Source organism: Mesorhizobium sp. CA14 (assembly GCF_020165195.1).
Taxonomy (GTDB): domain Bacteria; phylum Pseudomonadota; class Alphaproteobacteria; order Rhizobiales; family Rhizobiaceae; genus Mesorhizobium.
In genome coordinates, this window is sequence record NZ_JAIUHR010000008.1 from 176,726 (window position 1) to 195,383 (window position 18,658).

Genomic DNA, 18,658 nt, shown 5'->3' on the forward strand with positions numbered 1-18,658 from the left:
AGTTTCGCGGCGCTACCGGAGACTGTTGATGACGCTTGCCAACCCCACCGATGCCAAAGCCGCAAAGGCCGTCGGTCCGCTGTCCGCCGACGCCGCGCCGGTCAGGCGGGGCAAGATCGGCATCATGCTGGTCAATCTCGGTACGCCCGACGGCACGGACTTCAAGCCGATGTGGCGCTACCTGCGCGAATTCCTCTCCGACCCGCGCGTCATCGAACTCAACAAGGCGATCTGGTATCCGATCCTGTATGGACTGGTGCTGACCACCCGGCCGAAGAAGTCCGGCGCCAACTACGCCCGTATCTGGAACCGGGAGATGAACGAGTCGCCGCTGCGCACGTTCACCCGCGCTCAAGGTCAGAAACTCGCCGCCGCACTCGCCGATCTGCCCGATGTGATGGTCGATTGGGCGATGCGCTACGGCAATCCCTCGACGGCAAGCGTCGCCCAAAGACTGGTCGAGCAGGGCTGCGAGCGCATCCTGACCTTCCCGCTCTATCCGCAATATTCGGCGACGACGACCGCGACCGCCAACGACCAATTGTTCCGCGCGCTGATGAAGATCAGGAACGCGCCGGCGATCCGCAGCGTGCCGCCCTATTATGACGAGCCGGTCTATATCGAGGCGCTCGCCCGTTCGATCGAGCAGCACATCGCGACGCTCGATTTCGTGCCGGAGGTGGTGATCACATCCTATCACGGCATTCCGAAACCCTATTCCGACAAGGGCGATCCGTACCGGGCGCATTGCCTGGAGACGACGCGGTTGCTGCGGGCAAGGCTCGGCTGGGACGAGAACAAGCTCATCACCACCTTCCAATCGCGTTTCGGCGCGCAGGAATGGCTGCAGCCCTATACCGACATCACGGTCGAGAATCTGGCCAAGGACGGCGTGAAATCGATCGCCATCGTCAATCCGGGCTTTTCCGTCGACTGCATCGAGACGCTGGACGAGATCGGCCGCGAAGCGGCCGAAACCTTCCATCATGCCGGCGGCAAGTACTTCGCCCACATCCCCTGTCTCAACGACAGTGCCGAGGGCATGGCCGTAATCGAAGCACTGGTGCGGCGCGAGCTCTCCGGCTGGGTGTGACCGGCTTCACCGACAGGCTGAAACCGGTGCGCAAAAGCCTTCGCTAACGATCACCTGATTGTAACGCTGCGGAAACACACTTAAGTGATTCCGTGAGGTCGCCGCCTTTGAGGGAGAAGCGAAATGAGCTTTAGCGGTTTCGACATTGCGATTATGGTTCTTGTTGCACTTGTCGTTTTGGTGCTTTTCAAGGGCATTCGGACAATACCCCAAGGCTACAACTATACGGTTGAGCGTTTTGGCCGTTATACCAAGACATTAAGCCCCGGTCTCAATCTCATCGTTCCGTTCATCGACCGCATCGGCGCCAAGATGAACATGATGGAGCAGGTGCTCGACGTTCCCAGTCAGGAAATCATCACCCGCGACAATGCCATCGTCGGCGTCGATGGAATCGCGTTCTTCCAGATACTCAATGCGGCGCAGGCTGCCTACCAGGTCTCCGGCCTGCAGAACGCCATCCTCAATCTCACCATGACCAACATCCGCACGGTCATGGGTTCGATGGATCTCGATGAGCTGCTGTCGAACCGCGACGCCATCAACGAGCGCCTGCTGCGCGTCGTCGATGAAGCCGCGCATCCATGGGGCATCAAGATCACCCGCGTCGAGATCAAGGACATCAATCCGCCGGCCAATCTCATTGAATCGATGGGACGGCAGATGACGGCCGAGCGCAACAAGCGCGCCCAGATCCTGGCTGCCGAAGGTCTCAAGCAGTCGCAGATCCTTGAGGCCGAAGGCCGCAAGGAAGCCGCTTTCCGCGATGCCGAGGCACGCGAGCGCTCGGCCGAGGCCGAAGCCCGCGCCACGCAAGTCGTGTCGGAGGCGATTTCCAAGGGCGACGTCCAGGCCCTCAACTATTTCGTCGCCCAAAAATATACCGAGGCTCTGACCAGGATCGGCTCTGCCACGAACAGCAAGGTCGTGCTGATGCCGCTGGAGGCCTCCTCGCTGATCGGCACTCTCGGCGGCATCGGCGAGATCGCCAAGGAAGTCTTCAGGAACGAAGGCACGGCCGGCGCGCAAAGGCAGGCCGCCCGACCGCCGGTGGTGCGCCCGAGCGAGAATTGATGTCTTAAGGAGCACACTCACATGCTCGACCGCATTATTTCCGAATTGGGCCCGTGGAACTGGATGGTTCTGGGTATCGCCCTGCTCGTAATGGAAGTCGTTGCGCCGGGTATCTTCATGCTGTGGATCGGCATTGCCGCCCTGATCATCGGCGCCGTATCGCTGCTCATCTGGGACGCCGGGTTCTGGACCTGGCAAATCCAGGTTCTCGCCTTTCTCGCACTATCGCTGGTTTCAGCCTATGTCGGCTCGAAGCTGGTCGGCGGGCGGCAGGATCCAACCGACCAGCCGCTGCTCAATCGCCGCGGCGCCCAAATGATCGGCAAGATGGCGACCCTGGCCGAACCGATCAAGGACGGCCGTGGCCGCATCAAGCTCGGCGACACACTATGGCGCGTGTCCGGCCCGGATCTGCCGGCCGGCACGCAGGTGCGTGTGACCGGCGCCGCCGATACTGATCTTGAACTGACCGTCGAGGCGGTTTGAGCAGGTGACCAGCTTCACCTGAATTATCAATGCATCTTATGCCGCGCCGATGCGCAGCAGGTCGTGCAGATGCACCAATCCCACGGGCCGTCCACCCTCGACGACCATCAGGCTGGTGATGGCGGAGGTGTTGATGGTCTGCAGCGCCGTCGCCACTAGCGTCTCCGGGCTTGCGGTCTTCGGCTTCTTCGTCATCACCTGATCGACACTCATGGACAGAAGGTCGCTGGCGATGTGGCGGCGGATGTCGCCATCGGTGATGATGCCGACCAGCGCGCCGTCGGCGCCGGTGATCGCCACGCAGCCGAAACCCTTGCGCGACAATTCCAGGATCGCCTCGCGCATGCCGGTTCCCGATGGCACCAGCGGCAGCCTTTCGCCGACATGCATGATCTCGCGCAGCTGGGTCAAATTGGCGCCAAGTTGGCCGCCCGGGTGGAAGGTGCGGAAATGATCCGGCGTGAAACCGCGCGCCTCGAGCAGCGCGATGGCAAGCGCATCGCCCATGACGAGTTGCAGCAAGGCGGAGGTTGTGGGCGCCAGCCCATGCGGACAGGCCTCAGGCACAGCGGGCAGGAGCAGGACGACGTCCGCGGCCCGCGCCAGCGCCGAGTTCTCGCCGGACGTGATGGCGATCAGCGGGATGGAGAAACGCCTTGAATAGGCGACGATGCCCATCAATTCCTTGCTCTCGCCCGACCACGACATAGCGAGGATGGCGTCATCTTTCGCGATCATGCCGAGATCGCCGTGGTTGGCCTCGGCCGGATGGACGAAAAAGGCTGGCGTGCCGGTCGAGGCAAGCGTCGCGGCGATCTTGGAGCCGATATGGCCGCTCTTGCCGACGCCGGTGACGATGACGCGGCCCTCGATCCGCGAGATCAGGCCGATCGCGGCGGCAAAAGGCGCGGCCAGCCCGTCTGCGAGCGCGGCGGCCAGGGCAGCCACACCCGCCTGCTCCGTCGCCACCGTTCGCAGCGCCGATTCGATCGCAGCCTGCCTGTCCGGCTGCTTTCTTTCTGGGGACCCCGCATGCATAGGCGAAGCGATTAGCGCTTTGCCGCGCCCCTGTCCAACAGAATTGCCTTATCCTCGGATTGGAGGGGCTCTGAGGCGGCTCTCTCAACCCTCCGTTAACCATCCGCATTTACGGTTCGGTAAGTATGGCGCAACCGCGCCGCGCAAGCAGTGGTGACGATGTCCGGGGGCCAGCCTGAAACGAAAATCGGTCGGAAGGGCATTGCCGTTGCAGCACTGCTGCTGACGGCAAGCGCGCTTGCCTTGCTGCGCCCGGCGCCTGCGTTTTCGCAGGAAACCGAGCTGCGCGGCGAGGTCTCCGAATCGGCCATACTCGCCGACCAGCAGCGCAAGGCGAGGCAGTTGCGGGCGCAAGGGTCGCTGGATCAGACCCAGCCGGCCGCCGCGGCCGCCCAGGACACGGCACCGACGACCTACCAGCCGTCGAGCCCCGGCGCCGTTCCCGATGATGATCAGACGGCGGGCGCGACGGACAGCATCTTCGACCAGCAGCAGGCAACAGAGGATCCATTGGCCGTTACGACAACGCCGGCAAAACCGCGCCGGCCCTCGACTGCGAATCGGCGCACGCAGGACACCAAGACGGACGCCAAGGCGAACACCAAGACCGCCGACAAGAAGAAGGCCAAGAAGAAGGCGGGCGAAGCCACCGACAGCACGACCACCGCCGCGACCGCCGCCACCGGCGGCCAGACCGACACCGCGGCGACCGACGACGACGGCAGCAACCGCCGCGCCGTGACCATCGACAGCGTCGACAAGCAGAAGCTCGACCCGGGCCAGGAGCGCACCGCATCCATCGAAGGCCGGAAGGTCAAGCCGGAGGAGGATCCCTTCGCTGCTCCCGGCGTCAAGGTCGGCACCTTTCTCTTCCGGCCGACGCTCGAGCAAGGCTTCACCGCGACCTCCAATGCCGATTCCAGCAGCACAGGCAAATCGGCGGTTCTATCCGAGACGGCGCTGCGTTTCACCGCGACCTCCGACTGGCGCGAGAATTCGGCTCTGATCACCGGCTACGGCCAGTTCCGCAACACGGTCTCGGGCGACAAGATCAACGATGCGCAGGGCCGCATCGAAGGCCAGCTCAACGTCGATCTCGGCAACGAGCTGCGCGCCATCGCCAAGCTCGGCTATGAGGCAGCACCGGAATCGGCTTCCTCGCCGGACGCGATCGCCGGCGTCAACCAACAGCCGTTGCGCCAGACCCTGGATGGCAGCCTCGGTCTCGAAAAGAGTGTCGGCAAGATGCGCTACACGCTGACCGGCGCGGTCTCGCATGACTTCTATGGCGATGCCGAGCTCACCGACGGCACCACGATATCGCAGAAAGATCGCAACAATACGCTCTACACCGCCACTTTGCGCACCGGCTATGACATCTCGCCGGCGCTCACCCCCTTCACGGAAGTCGAACTCGGCCGCAGGGTTTATGATCAGCGTGTCGATACCGACGGCTTTGAGCGCTCCTCGAAGCGGCTCGGGGCGCGCGCCGGCCTCGAGCTCGACATGGGCGAGAAGCTATCGGGCGAATTCTCCGTCGGCTGGTTGCGCGAGGCGATCGACGACAGCCGCCTGCCGGCAATCGCCGGGCCGTCCATCAATGCCGACCTCAAATGGTCGCCCGAGCGCGGCACCACCATCGGGCTCACCGGCAAGACCAACGTCGAGACCACCACGACCGCCGGCGAAAGCGGCGACATCCTCTATTCCGGACGTCTGACCGGCGAGCGCCAAATCCGCGCCAATCTGACGGCGAACTCGGCGCTTGGCCTCGATTGGCGCGATTACACCGGCTCCGACGGCCACGACATGATCCTGAGCGCCGAGGCCGGGCTGACCTGGTGGCTGAACCGCTATGCCGGGGTTACCACCCGCGTCAGGACCGAGAAGCTGACCAGCAACCTGCCTGGACGCGACTACACGGCCAACAGCGTCTATCTCGGATTGAAGGTCCAGCGCTGAAGAGCAGCAACGGCCCAAGCCTATGCCGAGATTCAGGTCAGCGGAGTCGAGAACGGTGGGTTCCGAGTATCGGCCTGCGCCGGCCGAAGCCTTTATCGAGCGGACACACTTATGAGGGCTTCGGCCGGCGAAGGCCGGAGCGGAGCGTACTCAAAGTAGGTGAGCACCGGAAGCGCAAGAACCTGCCATTGGCAGACCGGCCTCACCTGAATATCGGCATAGGCTAGAACGCCGCGCCGCGGCGCTCCGCCGGCCGCACCTCGTCCAGCAGGGTGCGGATGACGCCGGCCATGCTTGCGTTCATGTCGCTGCGCCACAGCGCGAAGGCGACGTTGGCCTCGACGAAGCCTTCAGGCGAGCCGCAATCGAAGGTGCGACCCTTGTAGTGATAGCCGTAGAAGGGTTGCTGTTTTTCCAGCTTCAGCATCGCATCGGTCAGCTGGATCTCGTTGCCGGCGCCGCGCTCCTGGCTTTCCAGGATGCCGAAGATTTCCGGCTGCAGGATGTAGCGGCCGTTGATGTAGAGGTTGGACGGCGCAGTGCCCTGTTTCGGCTTCTCCACCATGGCGGTGATGCGGAAGCCGTGATGCGCGTCCTCGCCGCGGCCGACAATGCCGTATTTATGCGCTTCCGCCGGATCGCATTCCTGCACGGCAACGATGTTGTTGCCGGTCTCGGCATAGAGTTCGACCATACTCCTCATACAGCTCTTTTCCGACTGCATGATCATGTCCGGCAGGAGCAGCGCGAAGGGTTCATCGCCGACCAATTCGCGGGCGCACCAGACGGCGTGGCCGAGGCCCATCGGCACCTGCTGGCGCGTGAAGCTCGTCTCTCCCGGCGCCGGCTGCAGCCGCTGCAGGCGCGCGAGCTGGTCGTCCTTGCCGCGCTGGGCGAGCGTGTCATAGAGCTCGAACTGCACGTCGAAATGGTCCTCGATGACCGCCTTGTTGCGCCCGGTGACGAAGATGAAATGCTCGATGCCGGCCTCGCGCGCCTCGTCTACCACATACTGGATGACCGGCCGGTCGACGACGGTCAGCATTTCCTTCGGGATGGCCTTGGTGGCCGGAAGAAACCGCGTGCCGAGGCCGGCGACCGGGAAAACTGCCTTGCGAACGCGCTTCATGCTGATACCCCCTGCGTTTTGGCCAATTATCCGCTCGGCGGCACGCTCCGCAATCCCCTCAAACATTTTCACGACGGAATCATTTTCACGCCGGAATGTTGGATTAACGGCGAGCAGTGAACGTAACAGCTAAAAGCCGCGATACCTCTTTTCGTTCCCGGTGGCTCCTATGGTAAACTAAATACTAACCCGGTTCGGCGTTGAATGATCCTTCCTGATTTGTCGAAGGAGGAAATGATGTCCGTTCGCAACACCGCGAGGCGCCTGACGGCATTGGCGACGGCCGCCGGCCTCGCGCTGGCCTTGTTGATGCCCGCCGGTCCTGCTTTCGCCGATGCCGGGTTCCGCCAGTGGGTCGCGGGTTTTCGCGCCACCGCGGTGGCCGGCGGCGTTTCGGGCGCTGTCTACGATCAGGCTATGAGAGGCATCGAGCCCGACCCGGTCGTACTGGAAAAGGCCCGCACCCAGCCGGAATTCACCGCCCCCGCCTGGGATTATTTCGACAACCGCGTACATGACCAGTCGGTGGCCAGCGGCCGGGCGATGGCGAAGAAATGGAAGCCTTGGCTCGATCGGATCGAGGCGCGGTTCGGTGTCGACCGCAATATCCTTCTCGCGATCTGGTCGATGGAATCGAATTATGGCGAGATCCTCAAGCGCGACGACATCATGCGCAATGTCATCCGTTCGCTTTCCACGCTCGCCTATGGCGATGCGAAGCGCTCGAAATATGCCCGCACCCAACTGATCGCGGCCTTGAAGATCCTGCAGACCGGCGACATCGACGAAAGCCATCTGATGGGCTCCTGGGCAGGCGCGATGGGTCAGACCCAGTTCATTCCGACCAGCTATCAGCGCTATGCGGTCGACATGGACGGCAACGGCAGGCGTGACATCTGGAATTCGATCCCCGACGCACTGGCGACCTCGGCCAATCTGCTCAAGAAGAACGGCTGGCAGGCCGACAAGACCTGGGGCTATGAGGTCACTATCCCGGCCGGCAAACTGCCCGGCGGAGCGAAGACGATCGCCCAATGGCAGGCGCTCGGCGTCGTCAGGGCCAACGGCAAGCCGTTCAGGAACCTGACCGACAAGGCGACGCTGAAAGTGCCGGATGGCCAGGGTGGCCCCGCCTTCCTGATGATCAGGAATTTCTCTGTCATCAAAGCCTACAACAATGCCGACAAATACGCTTTGGCCGTCGGCCTGCTCGCCGACGAGATCGCCGGCGGCACCGGCCTTGTGCAGGACTGGCAGCGGCCCTTCACCAAGCTCAGCTTCGAGGAGCGCCAGGAGTTGCAGAAGCGGCTTTCCGAGCACGGCTATTATGACGGCAAGTTCGACGGCAAGATCGGCGACGGCTCGAAGGCCGCCATCATGGCCTACCAGGCAAAGGTCGGCCTGACCCAGGATGGCTATCCGAGCCTGGAAGTGCTCAAATGGCTCCGCAAGCAGTAGAGCCTGCGGAAACATCAGGCGTCTTTTCAAAGACGGCACGGATGCTGTAGCGCTTCGGCTTGCGCATGACTTTGCCATGTCTGTCTGGTCATGCGCCAAGGGATGGAGAGGTGTTTGGTTTCGGTTGCGCGTATCAGGCAGAGCATTCGCCGGGCGCCCGTCCTGATTCTCGCCCTTGCCGTGCTTGTCGTCACTGCCGCCGGCGCTTTCCACGCCCCTGCGTTCGCGCAGGAGGAAAGCCGCGGCTGGTCGCTGCGCGACCTTCTGTTCCCGCGCCGCAGCGAACGCATTGAGCCGCCGATCGAAGTTCAAAAACCAAGGCCGAAACCGAAGAAGAAAGCCAAGCCGCGCCCGCCCGCGGAGCCGGAAACCCCGATCGTCGAGAAGGCCAACGACGCCCGCGTGGTGCTGGTGGTCGGCGATTTTCTGGCGGGCGGGCTGGCCGAGGGCCTGGACACGGCCTTTGCCGACAATCCCGCCGTCAGGATCGTCTCGCGCGCCAACGGTTCGTCCGGCTTCGTTCGCGACGACGTCTACAATTGGCCAGCCCAGATAAAATCGCTGATCGAAACCGAGAAACCGGCGGCCGTGATCATCATGCTGGGTTCCAACGACCGCCAGCAGATGAAGGTCGGCGACGTGCGCGAGCAGCCGCGCTCGGAGAACTGGACCAAGGAATATGAGCGCCGCACCGATGCGCTCGGCAAGGCCATGCAAGACACCAAGGTGCCGTTCCTGTGGGTCGGCATGCCGGCTTTCGGTGTATCGAAGATGAACTCCGACATGCTCGCCTTCAACGACATCTATCACTCGGCCGCCGAAAAACATGGTGGCGAATTCGTCGATGTATGGGACGGCTTCGTCGACGAGAACGGCGCTTTCGTCACCTCCGGCCCGGACATTAACGGCCAGCCGGTTCGCCTGCGTTCCGACGACGGCATCAACGTCACCAAGGCCGGTAAGCGCAAGCTTGCTTTCTACACGGAAAAGCCGCTGGCAAAGATCCTCGGCCTGGCCGCGCCGGGAAGCGTCACGACCGTGTCGGCGCCGGCCGGCGCCCCGGTCGAAGCGCCCAAGCCGGCCACCGCGCCCGTCATAGTCGACCGCACCGCGCCGATGCTGCTCGGCGACCCGGCGCTCGACGGCGGCACCGAACTGCTCGGCGCAGCGCAGCCGGCCAGGGCCGATCCGAATCTGCCTGGCGAAAAGCTGATCCAGGAAGGCAAGGCGCCGACCGCTTCGGCCGGCCGCGCCGACGATTTCTCCTGGCCGCCGAAGCCACCGGCGACCGCCGCCGCTCAACCCGACACGGCGGCGGGCGTCAATCGGTAGCTCTTCGGCTCGGAGACCGTTTCTGAAATTCGCTCCTGGGAGTCAGATGGTGGTGTTTTCGAGAACCGGCCTACGCCGGCCGTAACCTCGATCGGGCGGAGACTTGTCAGTGCTTCGGCCGGCGAAGGCCGTAAGCGCAGATCAGCGGGCCGCAGGAGTAGAATTTCTAAACGGTCTCAGCGCGGCAGTACCGTCGATCCCATCAGCGCCTCGTCGATCGAGCGCGCGGCCTGTCGGCCCTCGCGGATCGCCCAGACCACCAGCGACTGGCCACGCCGCACGTCGCCGGCCGCATAGAGCTTGTCGACGCTGGTCCTGTAGTCGTGGTCGTTCGCCTCGACATTCTTCGAGCGACGGCTGTCGGTGACGACCTTGATCTTGCCGTCGAGCTCCTTCATCAGGCTGTCGCCCGCAGGACCGGCAAAGCCGATGGCGATGAAGGCGAGATCGGCGCGGATGACGAACTCGGTGCCGGGGATCGGCTTGCGCTTGTCGTCGACCTCGCAGCAGCGCACACCGGTCAACTGGCCATCCTCGCCGATGAATTCGAGCGTCGCCACCTGAAATTCGCGCTCGGCCCCCTCGGCCTGCGAGGAGGACGTGCGCATCTTCGTCGCCCAGTAGGGCCATACCGCCAGCTTGTCTTCCTTCTCCGGCGGCTGCGGGCGGATGTCGAGCTGCGTCACGCGCACCGCGCCTTGGCGGAAAGCGGTGCCGATGCAGTCGGATGCGGTGTCGCCGCCGCCGACCACGACGACATGCTGGCCGCCGGCGATGATCGGGTGCGATGGCCAGGCCACCGACTGGATCGGCTCGCCGCCGACGCGGCGGTTCTGCTGCACGAGATAGGGCATCGCGTCATAGACGCCGCTGAGGTCGCCGCCCGGAATGCCGGCCGGGCGCGGCGTTTCGGAGCCGCCGCAATAGAGCACCGCGTCGAATTCATCGATGAGATCGGCCGCCTTCATGTCAATGCCGACATTGACGCCGCAATGGAAAGTCACCCCTTCGCCTTGCATCTGCTCGATGCGCCGGTCGATATAGTGCTTCTCGATCTTGAAATCGGGGATGCCGTAGCGCATCAGCCCGCCGGGACGGCTTTCGCGCTCATAGACATGCACGTCATGGCCGGCGCGGCCGAGCTGCTGCGCCGCCGCCATGCCGGCCGGGCCGGAGCCGATGACGGCGACACGCTTGCCGGTCTTCTTCTCCGGCGGATAGGGCCGGATGTGCCCGGTCTCGTAGGCCTTGTCGGCGATCGCCTGCTCGACCGTCTTGATGGCGACCGGAATGTCCTCGAGGTTCAGCGTGCAGGCTTCCTCGCAAGGCGCCGGGCAGATGCGGCCGGTGAATTCCGGGAAATTGTTGGTCGAATGCAGGTTGCGGATCGCGCTGTCCCAATCGCCATTATAGACGAGATCGTTCCAGTCGGGGATCTGGTTGTGGATCGGGCAGCCGGTCGGCCCGTGGCAGTACGGGATGCCGCAATCCATGCAGCGCGCGGCCTGTTTCTCGACCTCCTTGTCCGACATCGGCAGCGTGAATTCGCGGAAATGCCGGATGCGGTCGGAGGCCGGCTGATACTTGTGCACCTGCCGGTCGATCTCGAGAAAGCCTGTTACCTTGCCCATAGTCCAGTCCCTGCTGTCCGAAGGCACGCTTTTTTGTCGCGCACCCGTTAACCCCTTAAGGCTGCCATGGCAACCGCACCTTGTTGGAGCATAACCTTCGCCGAAAACTGGTTCCCACTTTTCGGGGTCATGCTCGCGGGGTCAGGATTGTTGGTGAGGATGCCGGCCGGGAATTCATCTCCCCGGCCGCGCCCGAAGCCTATTCCGCCGCCACGCTCATGCGCATGCGTTCCATTTCGATCAGCGCGCGGCGATACTCGACCGGCATGATCTTTCGGAATTTCGGCCGGAAATTCTGCCAGTCGTCGAGGATCTCGCGGCCGCGCACCGAACCTGTGAAATGCACGTGGTTCGAGATCAGCTGATAGAGCCGTTCCTCGTCATGGCTGGTCATGTCGCCCGACACGTCGACGCGGCCCTTGTGGTCGAGGTCGCCGCCGTGATGCAGCAGCTTCTCCATCAGGTCGTCCTCTTCCGGTACCGGCTCGAGCTCGACCATCGCCATGTTGCAGCGTTCGGCGAAATCGCCCTTTTCGTCCAGCACATAGGCGACGCCGCCCGACATGCCGGCCGCGAAGTTGCGGCCGGTCTTGCCAAGCACGACCACGATGCCGCCGGTCATGTATTCGCAGCCATGGTCGCCGACACCTTCGACGACGGCGGCCACGCCGGAATTGCGCACGGCGAAACGCTCGCCGGCGACGCCGGCGAAATAGGCCTCGCCCTCGGTGGCGCCGTAAAGCACCGTGTTGCCGACGATGATCGAGTCAGCCGCGACGATCTTGGCTTCTTCCGGCGGGCGGATGACGATGCGGCCGCCCGACAGGCCCTTGCCGACATAGTCGTTGCCGGCGCCGACGAGCTCGAACGATACGCCGCGCGCCAGGAAGGCGCCGAAGGACTGGCCGGCGGTGCCGGTGAGCTTCACCTTGATCGTGTCCTCGCGCAGGCCCTTGTGCTTGAACCGCTTGGCGACTTCACCCGACAGCATGGCGCCGACAGATCGGTCGACATTGCGGATCGGCAGCTCGATGGTGACAGGCTGCTTGGCATCCAGCGCCGGCTTCGCCAGTTCGATCAGCTTGCGGTCGAGCACGTCGTCGATCGGATGCTTCTGCCGTTCGGTCCAGTGCAGCGCCTCATGCGGCGCGTCCGGCTTGAAGAACATCTTCGAGAAGTCGAGCCCGCGCGCCTTCCAGTGCTGGATGACATCGCGCTTTTCCAGGAGATCGGTGTCGCCGATGATCTGGTCGAGATGGGTGTAGCCCATTTCGGCAAGCAGCGCCCGCACCTCTTCCGCCACGTAGAAGAAGAAATTGATGACGTGCTCGGGCGTCCCCTTGAAGCGCTTGCGCAGCACCGGGTCCTGCGTCGCCACGCCGACGGGGCAGGTGTTCAAGTGGCACTTGCGCATCATGATGCAGCCGGCCGCGATCAGCGGCGCGGTCGAGAAGCCGAACTCGTCGGCGCCGAGCAGCGCGCCGATGATGACGTCGCGCCCGGTGCGCAAGCCGCCATCGACCTGCAGCGCGACGCGCGAACGCAAGCCGTTGAGCACCAGCGTCTGGTGCGTTTCGGCAAGGCCCATTTCCCACGGGCTGCCGGCATGCTTGAGCGAGGTCAGCGGCGAAGCGCCGGTGCCGCCGTCATAGCCGGAGATGGTGATGTGGTCGGCGCGCGCCTTGGCAACACCCGCCGCGACCGTGCCGACGCCGACCTCCGACACCAGCTTGACCGAGACGTCGGCAGCCGGATTGACGTTCTTCAGGTCGTAGATCAGCTGCGCCAGATCCTCGATCGAATAGATGTCGTGATGCGGCGGCGGCGAGATCAGGCCGACGCCGGGCGTCGAGTGCCTGACCTTGGCGATGGTGGCGTCGACCTTATGTCCAGGCAACTGACCGCCCTCGCCGGGCTTGGCGCCCTGCGCGATCTTGATCTGCATGACATCGGAATTGACCAGATATTCCGCCGTGACGCCGAAGCGGCCTGAGGCGACCTGCTTGATCGCAGAGCGTTCTGGGTTCTTGCCGCCGCCGGGCAGCGGCAGATAGCGGTCGGCTTCTTCGCCGCCCTCGCCGGTGTTGGACTTGCCGCCGATGGCGTTCATGGCGCGCGCCAGCGTGGTGTGGGCTTCCCTGGAGATCGAGCCGAACGACATCGCCCCGGTCGAGAAGCGCTTGACGATCTCGGCCGCCGGCATCACGTCTTCGAGCGCGACCCTCTTGCGGCCGGTCTCTTCCGCTGTTCTGATCTTGAACAGGCCGCGGATGGTCTGCGCTCTGGCTGTCGCGCTGTCGATCTGCGCCGAATACTCCTTGAACGTATCCCAGGAGCCCTGCCGCACGGCGTGCTGCAGGCTGGCGACCGCATCGGGCGACCACATATGCGCCTCGCCGCGCATGCGGAACATGTATTCGCCGCCGACCTCGAGATTGTTGCGCAGCACCGGGTCGCTGCCAAAGGCATCGCTGTGACGGCTGAGCGTCTCGGTGGCGATCTCGTCCAGGCCGACGCCTTCGATCAGCGTCGCGGTGCCGGTGAAATACTTCTCGACGAAATCGGACTTCAGCCCGATGGCGTCGAAGATCTGCGCGCCGCAATAGGACTGGTAGGTCGAGATGCCCATCTTGGACATCACCTTGAGGATGCCCTTGCCGATCGACTTGATGTAGCGCGAGACCACCTCGTATTCGTCGACCTCTTCCGGCAGCTCGCCGCGCTTGTGCATGTCGAGCAGCGTGTCGAAGGCGAGATAGGGATTGATCGCCTCGGCGCCGTAGCCTGCCAGGCAGCAGAAATGATGCACCTCGCGCGGCTCGCCGGATTCCACCACGAGGCCGACCGCGGTGCGCAGGCCCTTGCGGATCAGGTGATGGTGCACGGCCGCCGTCGCCAGCAGCGATGGAATGGCGATGCGGTCCGGCCCGACCTGGCGGTCAGACAGGATGATGATGTTGTAGCCGCCGGCGACCGCCGCCTCGGCGCGCTCGCAGAGCCGGTCGATGGCGCCCTGCATGCCGGCGGCGCCCTCGTTCGAGCCATAGGTGATGTCGATCGTCTTGGTGTCGAAACGGTCCTCGGTGTGGCCGATCGAGCGGATCTTCTCCAGATCGCCATTGGTCAGGATCGGCTGGCGCACTTCGAGCCGCTTGCGACGCGACGTGCCGACGAGGTCGAAGATGTTCGGCCGCGGCCCGATGAACGACACCAGGCTCATCACCAGCTCCTCGCGGATCGGGTCGATCGGCGGGTTGGTGACCTGGGCGAAGTTCTGCTTGAAATAGGTGTAGAGCAGCTTCGACTTGTCCGACATCGCCGAGATCGGCGTGTCGGTGCCCATCGAACCCACCGCTTCCTGGCCGGTAGTTGCCATCGGCGCCATCAGAAGCTTGGTGTCTTCCTGCGTGTAGCCGAAGGACTGCTGGCGATCGAGCAAGCTGACATCCTTGCGCAGCGCGCGCGGCTCGACCGGCTTCAGGTCTTCGAGGATGAGCTGCGTGTTGGCGAGCCAGGTCTTGTAGGGGTGCCTGGTCGCGATCTCCGACTTGATCTCCTCGTCGGAGACGATGCGGCCCTTGGCGAGGTCGATCAGCAGCATGCGGCCGGGCTGCAGCCGCCACTTCTGCACGATCTTTTCCTCCGGCACCGGCAGCGCGCCGGCTTCCGAAGCCATGATGACGCGGTCGTCGTCGGTGACGATATAGCGCGCCGGGCGCAGGCCGTTGCGGTCGAGCGTGGCGCCGATCTGGCGCCCGTCGGTGAACACCACCGCCGCAGGCCCGTCCCACGGCTCCATAAGCGCCGCATGGTACTCATAGAAAGCCTTGCGGTCGGCGTCCATGAGCTTGTTGCCGGCCCAGGCTTCCGGGATCAGCATCATCATGGCGTGGGTGAGCGAATAGCCGCCCTGGAACAGGAACTCGAGCGCGTTGTCGAAGCACGCCGTGTCCGACTGGCCCTCATAGGAAATCGGCCAGAGCTTGGAGATGTTGTTGCCGAACAGCTCGGAATCGACCGAGGCCTGGCGCGCCGCCATCCAGTTGTTGTTGCCGCGCACGGTGTTGATCTCGCCATTATGCGCGACCATGCGATAGGGATGCGCCAGCTTCCATGACGGGAAGGTGTTGGTCGAGAAGCGCTGGTGAACCAGGATCAGCGCCGTTTCGAAGCGCGGATCCTTGAGGTCCTTGTAATAGGCGCCGACCTGGTAGGCCAGGAACATGCCCTTATAGACGATGGTGCGCGCCGACAGCGACACGCAATAGGCGCCGACATCCTTGTTGTCGTTCTCGGCATAGATCCGGCCCGAGATCACCTTGCGCAGCAGATAAAGCCGCGCCTCGTACTCCTCGTCGTCCGGGATGTCGGCCGTGCGGCCGATGAACACCTGCCGATGGAACGGCTCGGAGGCCACGATATCGGGTGCCTTCGACAGCGACGAATTGTCGACCGGCACGTCGCGGAAGCCGATGAGCGGCAGCCCTTCCGACTGCGCCGATTCGGCGATGATCTCTTCGATATGGGCGCGAAGCGCCGCGTCCTGCGGCATGAACCAGTGGCCGACGCCGTATTGACCTGCCGGCGGCAGTTCGACGCCCACGACCGCCATTTCTTCGCGGAAGAAAGCGTCCGGAATCTGCACCAGCACGCCGGCGCCGTCGCCGACCAGCGGGTCGGCGCCGACGGCGCCGCGATGGGTGAGGTTTTCCAGCATCGCCAGACCGTCCTCGACGATCCCGTGCGACTTCACGCCCTTCATATTGGCGATGAAGCCGACGCCGCAGGCGTCATGCTCGTTGCGCGGATCGTAGAGGCCCTGCGCGGTCATGCCGTTGGCAGTTCGCAGCTCTTTGGCCGGGACGGTATTTTTAACGGCTGCCGCTTTCGTCTGCGCGGCCTGGCCGTTGATCGCAGATGGCGTCAGTTCCGTCATCGTCCTATCCTCCGTTCTCCACCTTGACCCCGACTGTCTCAGGGCGCTGGTTTGCCTTGGGAAGCGAGAGTGCTTCCCCTTCATCCTGCTGCACGTCTTGCGAAATCCATCGAACCATACGGCTATACGCCCGGTTCGCATCCGGTATCGTACAGGCCAGAGCCGGGCCGTCTACCCGCCGCGCGCGACAATGGCCGGAATGGCAGCAATGATACGCCAGTCCAGCCTGTTTTGTGCGACAAAATAAGACAGCACTACTGTCCTAAATTTTTTATGGCAGAAATCGAGAAGCCGCACAAGACCGATTCACAAAAAACTTGGGCGCGCTGCGACACAAAGTTTCGTGACGAGCGTCCGAAACGCAAGCTTTGGTCCGGCTCTTTCGAGGCGACGCGCTGGCTTCACCGCTTTGCCGTCGATTGGCTCTTGCGCTTCGACTGCCGAAGCGGTCAAGTCCCGCCGCTTTCGCCAATCACGATATGGACCTATCGATGTTCTTTGCATCCGACAACTGGGCCGGCGTCCACCCCGACATTTCCGCCAACCTGTCGCGCCATGCCGCCGGCACCGCTGTCGCCTACGGCGACGGCGATCTGGACCGCGCCGTCTATCGCCGCTTCAGCGAGATCTTCGAGCGCGAGGTGCAGGTCTTCTTCGCCGCGACCGGCACCGCGGCCAACGCGCTTTCGATGGCTGCGTTGAACCGAATAGGCGGCATCGCGCTCTGCCATTCCGAGGCGCATATGAATGTCGACGAATTCGGCGCGATGGGTTTCTACACCGGCGGCGCGCGCATGGCGCCGGTGCCGGGACCGCTGGGGCGCATGAATCCGGAGGCTCTCGACCGGGCCATCAAGCGCTATTCGCAGGATCTGGCCCCCGCCGGCCAGCCAATGGCGGTCACCCTCACCCAGGCGACCGAGGTCGGCACGGTCTACAGCGTCGACGATGTCAAGGCGATCGCCGAGGTCAGCCGCCGCCATAAGCTGCCGCTGCACATGGATGGCGCGCGCTTCGCCAATGCGATTGCGGCGACCGGCGTCAGCCCGGCCGAAATGACCTGGAAGAGCGGCGTCGACATCATCTCCTTCGGCGGCACGAAGAATGGCTGCTGGATGGCCGACGCGGTGGTGATCCTCAATCCGGACGTCGGCAAAGATCTGCGCCTGCTGCGCCAGCGCGCCGGACAGACCTTCTCCAAGGCCCGTTTCATCTCGGCCCAGTTCGAGGCCTATCTCACCGGCGATCTGTGGCTGCGTGTGGCGAGGCACGCCAATCAGATGGCGGCACACCTGGCCGAGATCATCGAGGACGCGCCCGTCGGCAAGCTCGCCTGGCTGCCGCAGGCCAATGAGGTGTTCGCGATCCTCACCCGCGAAACGGCCGACAAGCTGCAGGCAGCCGGCGCCAAATTCTACGAATGGGGCGTTCCGCAGGGTTTCGATGGCCATCTCGGCGACAAAGAAGCGATCTACCGCTTCGTCGCCAGCTTCGCGACCACGACGGAAGAGATCGACCGTCTCGGTCAGCTGCTCGCCTGAGTTTCCCGCCATGACGTTGCCGCCTCTCGGCTCGACGATGCGGCCGGTCCGTCCGGCGCCGAACGTGCTGGGCTTCTATGACGGCCGCGTCGATGGCGTCCGCATCTGGTCGGACGAGCCGAACTGGCTCGACGACGGCGCTTATACCCTCGGCATCTGCACCTATGCGATCGTCGACGGATCCCAGGCGCTTGTCTACGACACGCACATCTCCCTGCCCCATGCCCGCTTTATCCGGCGGACCCTCGAGGAGATGGGCGTGACCTCGATACGCGTCGTGCTCAGCCACTGGCATGACGACCATATCGCCGGCAACGAGGTGTTTAAGGATTGCGAGATCATCGCCAACCGCCTCACCGCCGCGGCGCTCGAACGCGGCCGGACTGACATCGAAGGCGGCAATCCGCCGATCAAGCCGCTCGTGCTGCCCAACAGGACGTTCGACAACAGCCTCCGCCTGGCGGTGGGAGCGATCCCGATCGAACTGCGCCAGGTCGAAATCCACAGCCATGACGGCACGGTGCTGCTGATGCCCGACGCCGGCCTGCTTTTGGCGGGCGACACGCTGGAAGACTCCGTCACCTTTGTCTCGGAACCGGAGCGCCTGAGCGAACATCTGGTCGACCTCCAGCGCATGGCCGGCTGGCAGTTCGACCGGATCCTGCCCAACCACGGTTCCTTGCAGGCGATCGAAGCAGGTGGCTATGACAGAAGCCTCATCGCCGCCACACAGACCTATATCCGAAAGCTGCTTGCCTGCCGACAAGACCCGGACCTGGCAAGGCAGGACCTGAAGACCTTCGGCGCCGACATGTTCGCCGCGACAGCGGCCGAATATTTCGCGCCTTACGAAGCCGTTCACCAGCAGAACGTCGCGGCTGTTCTCGCGGCAAAAGCCGATCGCTAGAGTCTTTCATGTTTTGACGGAAGCGTATCCGGCGTTTTCGAAGTAGTTCTTGCATTCGGTTGCCTCGATGG

12 protein-coding genes are annotated in these 18,658 nt (G+C 63.8%); 8 read left to right on the forward strand and 4 right to left on the reverse strand.

The window, feature by feature from the left end; genetic code table 11:
* Positions 1-28: 28 nt before the first annotated feature.
* The 3 genes from hemH (at position 29) to LB565_RS12190 (ending at position 2,653) form a co-directional block, all read left to right on the forward strand.
* A complete protein-coding gene (gene hemH / locus LB565_RS12180; RefSeq protein WP_224584176.1) occupies positions 29-1,093 on the forward strand; it encodes a ferrochelatase in 1,065 nt (354 codons plus the stop codon).
* A 123-nt stretch (positions 1,094-1,216) separates the two neighbouring features.
* Entirely contained in the window at positions 1,217-2,167 is a 951-nt protein-coding gene (locus LB565_RS12185; RefSeq protein ID WP_224514556.1) for an SPFH domain-containing protein, read from the forward strand.
* Positions 2,168-2,188: 21 nt separating this feature from the next.
* Entirely contained in the window at positions 2,189-2,653 is a 465-nt protein-coding gene (locus LB565_RS12190) for an NfeD family protein (RefSeq protein WP_224514558.1), read from the forward strand.
* 36 nt (positions 2,654-2,689) lie between these two features.
* Here LB565_RS12190 and LB565_RS12195 read toward each other — a convergent pair whose 3' ends face one another.
* Positions 2,690-3,691, reverse strand: a complete 1,002-nt coding sequence (locus LB565_RS12195; RefSeq protein ID WP_224584178.1) for an SIS domain-containing protein — start codon at positions 3,689-3,691, stop codon at positions 2,690-2,692.
* Positions 3,692-3,850: 159 nt separating this feature from the next.
* Here LB565_RS12195 and LB565_RS12200 point away from each other — a divergent pair, with 159 nt between their 5' ends.
* The gene (locus tag LB565_RS12200; RefSeq protein WP_224584199.1) at positions 3,851-5,653 is read left to right on the forward strand and encodes an outer membrane beta-barrel protein; all 1,803 of its coding nucleotides are present in this window, start codon (positions 3,851-3,853) and stop codon (positions 5,651-5,653) included.
* A 223-nt stretch (positions 5,654-5,876) separates the two neighbouring features.
* Here LB565_RS12200 and galU read toward each other — a convergent pair whose 3' ends face one another.
* Positions 5,877-6,782, reverse strand: coding sequence for a UTP--glucose-1-phosphate uridylyltransferase GalU (gene galU / locus LB565_RS12205; protein ID WP_224584180.1), 906 nt, complete (start codon positions 6,780-6,782; stop codon positions 5,877-5,879).
* Positions 6,783-7,019: 237 nt separating this feature from the next.
* Between galU and LB565_RS12210 the strand changes: the two genes are divergently transcribed.
* Both LB565_RS12210 and LB565_RS12215 read left to right on the forward strand, forming a co-directional pair.
* On the forward strand, positions 7,020-8,240 hold the full coding sequence (locus LB565_RS12210) for a lytic murein transglycosylase (protein ID WP_224584182.1): 1,221 nt from the start codon (positions 7,020-7,022) through the stop codon (positions 8,238-8,240).
* A 114-nt stretch (positions 8,241-8,354) separates the two neighbouring features.
* Positions 8,355-9,572, forward strand: a complete 1,218-nt coding sequence (locus LB565_RS12215; protein WP_224584184.1) for a DUF459 domain-containing protein — start codon at positions 8,355-8,357, stop codon at positions 9,570-9,572.
* Positions 9,573-9,748: 176 nt separating this feature from the next.
* On the opposite strand, the gene LB565_RS12220 is transcribed toward LB565_RS12215, so the two are convergent.
* Positions 9,749-11,203 (reverse strand): glutamate synthase subunit beta, encoded by a 1,455-nt coding sequence (locus LB565_RS12220; protein ID WP_224584186.1) that lies wholly within the window; start codon positions 11,201-11,203, stop codon positions 9,749-9,751.
* 199 nt (positions 11,204-11,402) lie between these two features.
* Positions 11,403-16,139 (reverse strand): glutamate synthase large subunit, encoded by a 4,737-nt coding sequence (gltB, locus tag LB565_RS12225; RefSeq protein ID WP_224584188.1) that lies wholly within the window; start codon positions 16,137-16,139, stop codon positions 11,403-11,405.
* A 491-nt stretch (positions 16,140-16,630) separates the two neighbouring features.
* Between gltB and LB565_RS12230 the strand changes: the two genes are divergently transcribed.
* Both LB565_RS12230 and LB565_RS12235 read left to right on the forward strand, forming a co-directional pair.
* A complete protein-coding gene (locus LB565_RS12230; RefSeq protein ID WP_224584190.1) occupies positions 16,631-17,680 on the forward strand; it encodes a threonine aldolase family protein in 1,050 nt (349 codons plus the stop codon).
* Positions 17,681-17,690: 10 nt separating this feature from the next.
* Positions 17,691-18,587 (forward strand): MBL fold metallo-hydrolase, encoded by an 897-nt coding sequence (locus tag LB565_RS12235; protein ID WP_224584192.1) that lies wholly within the window; start codon positions 17,691-17,693, stop codon positions 18,585-18,587.
* Positions 18,588-18,658 lie beyond the last annotated feature (71 nt).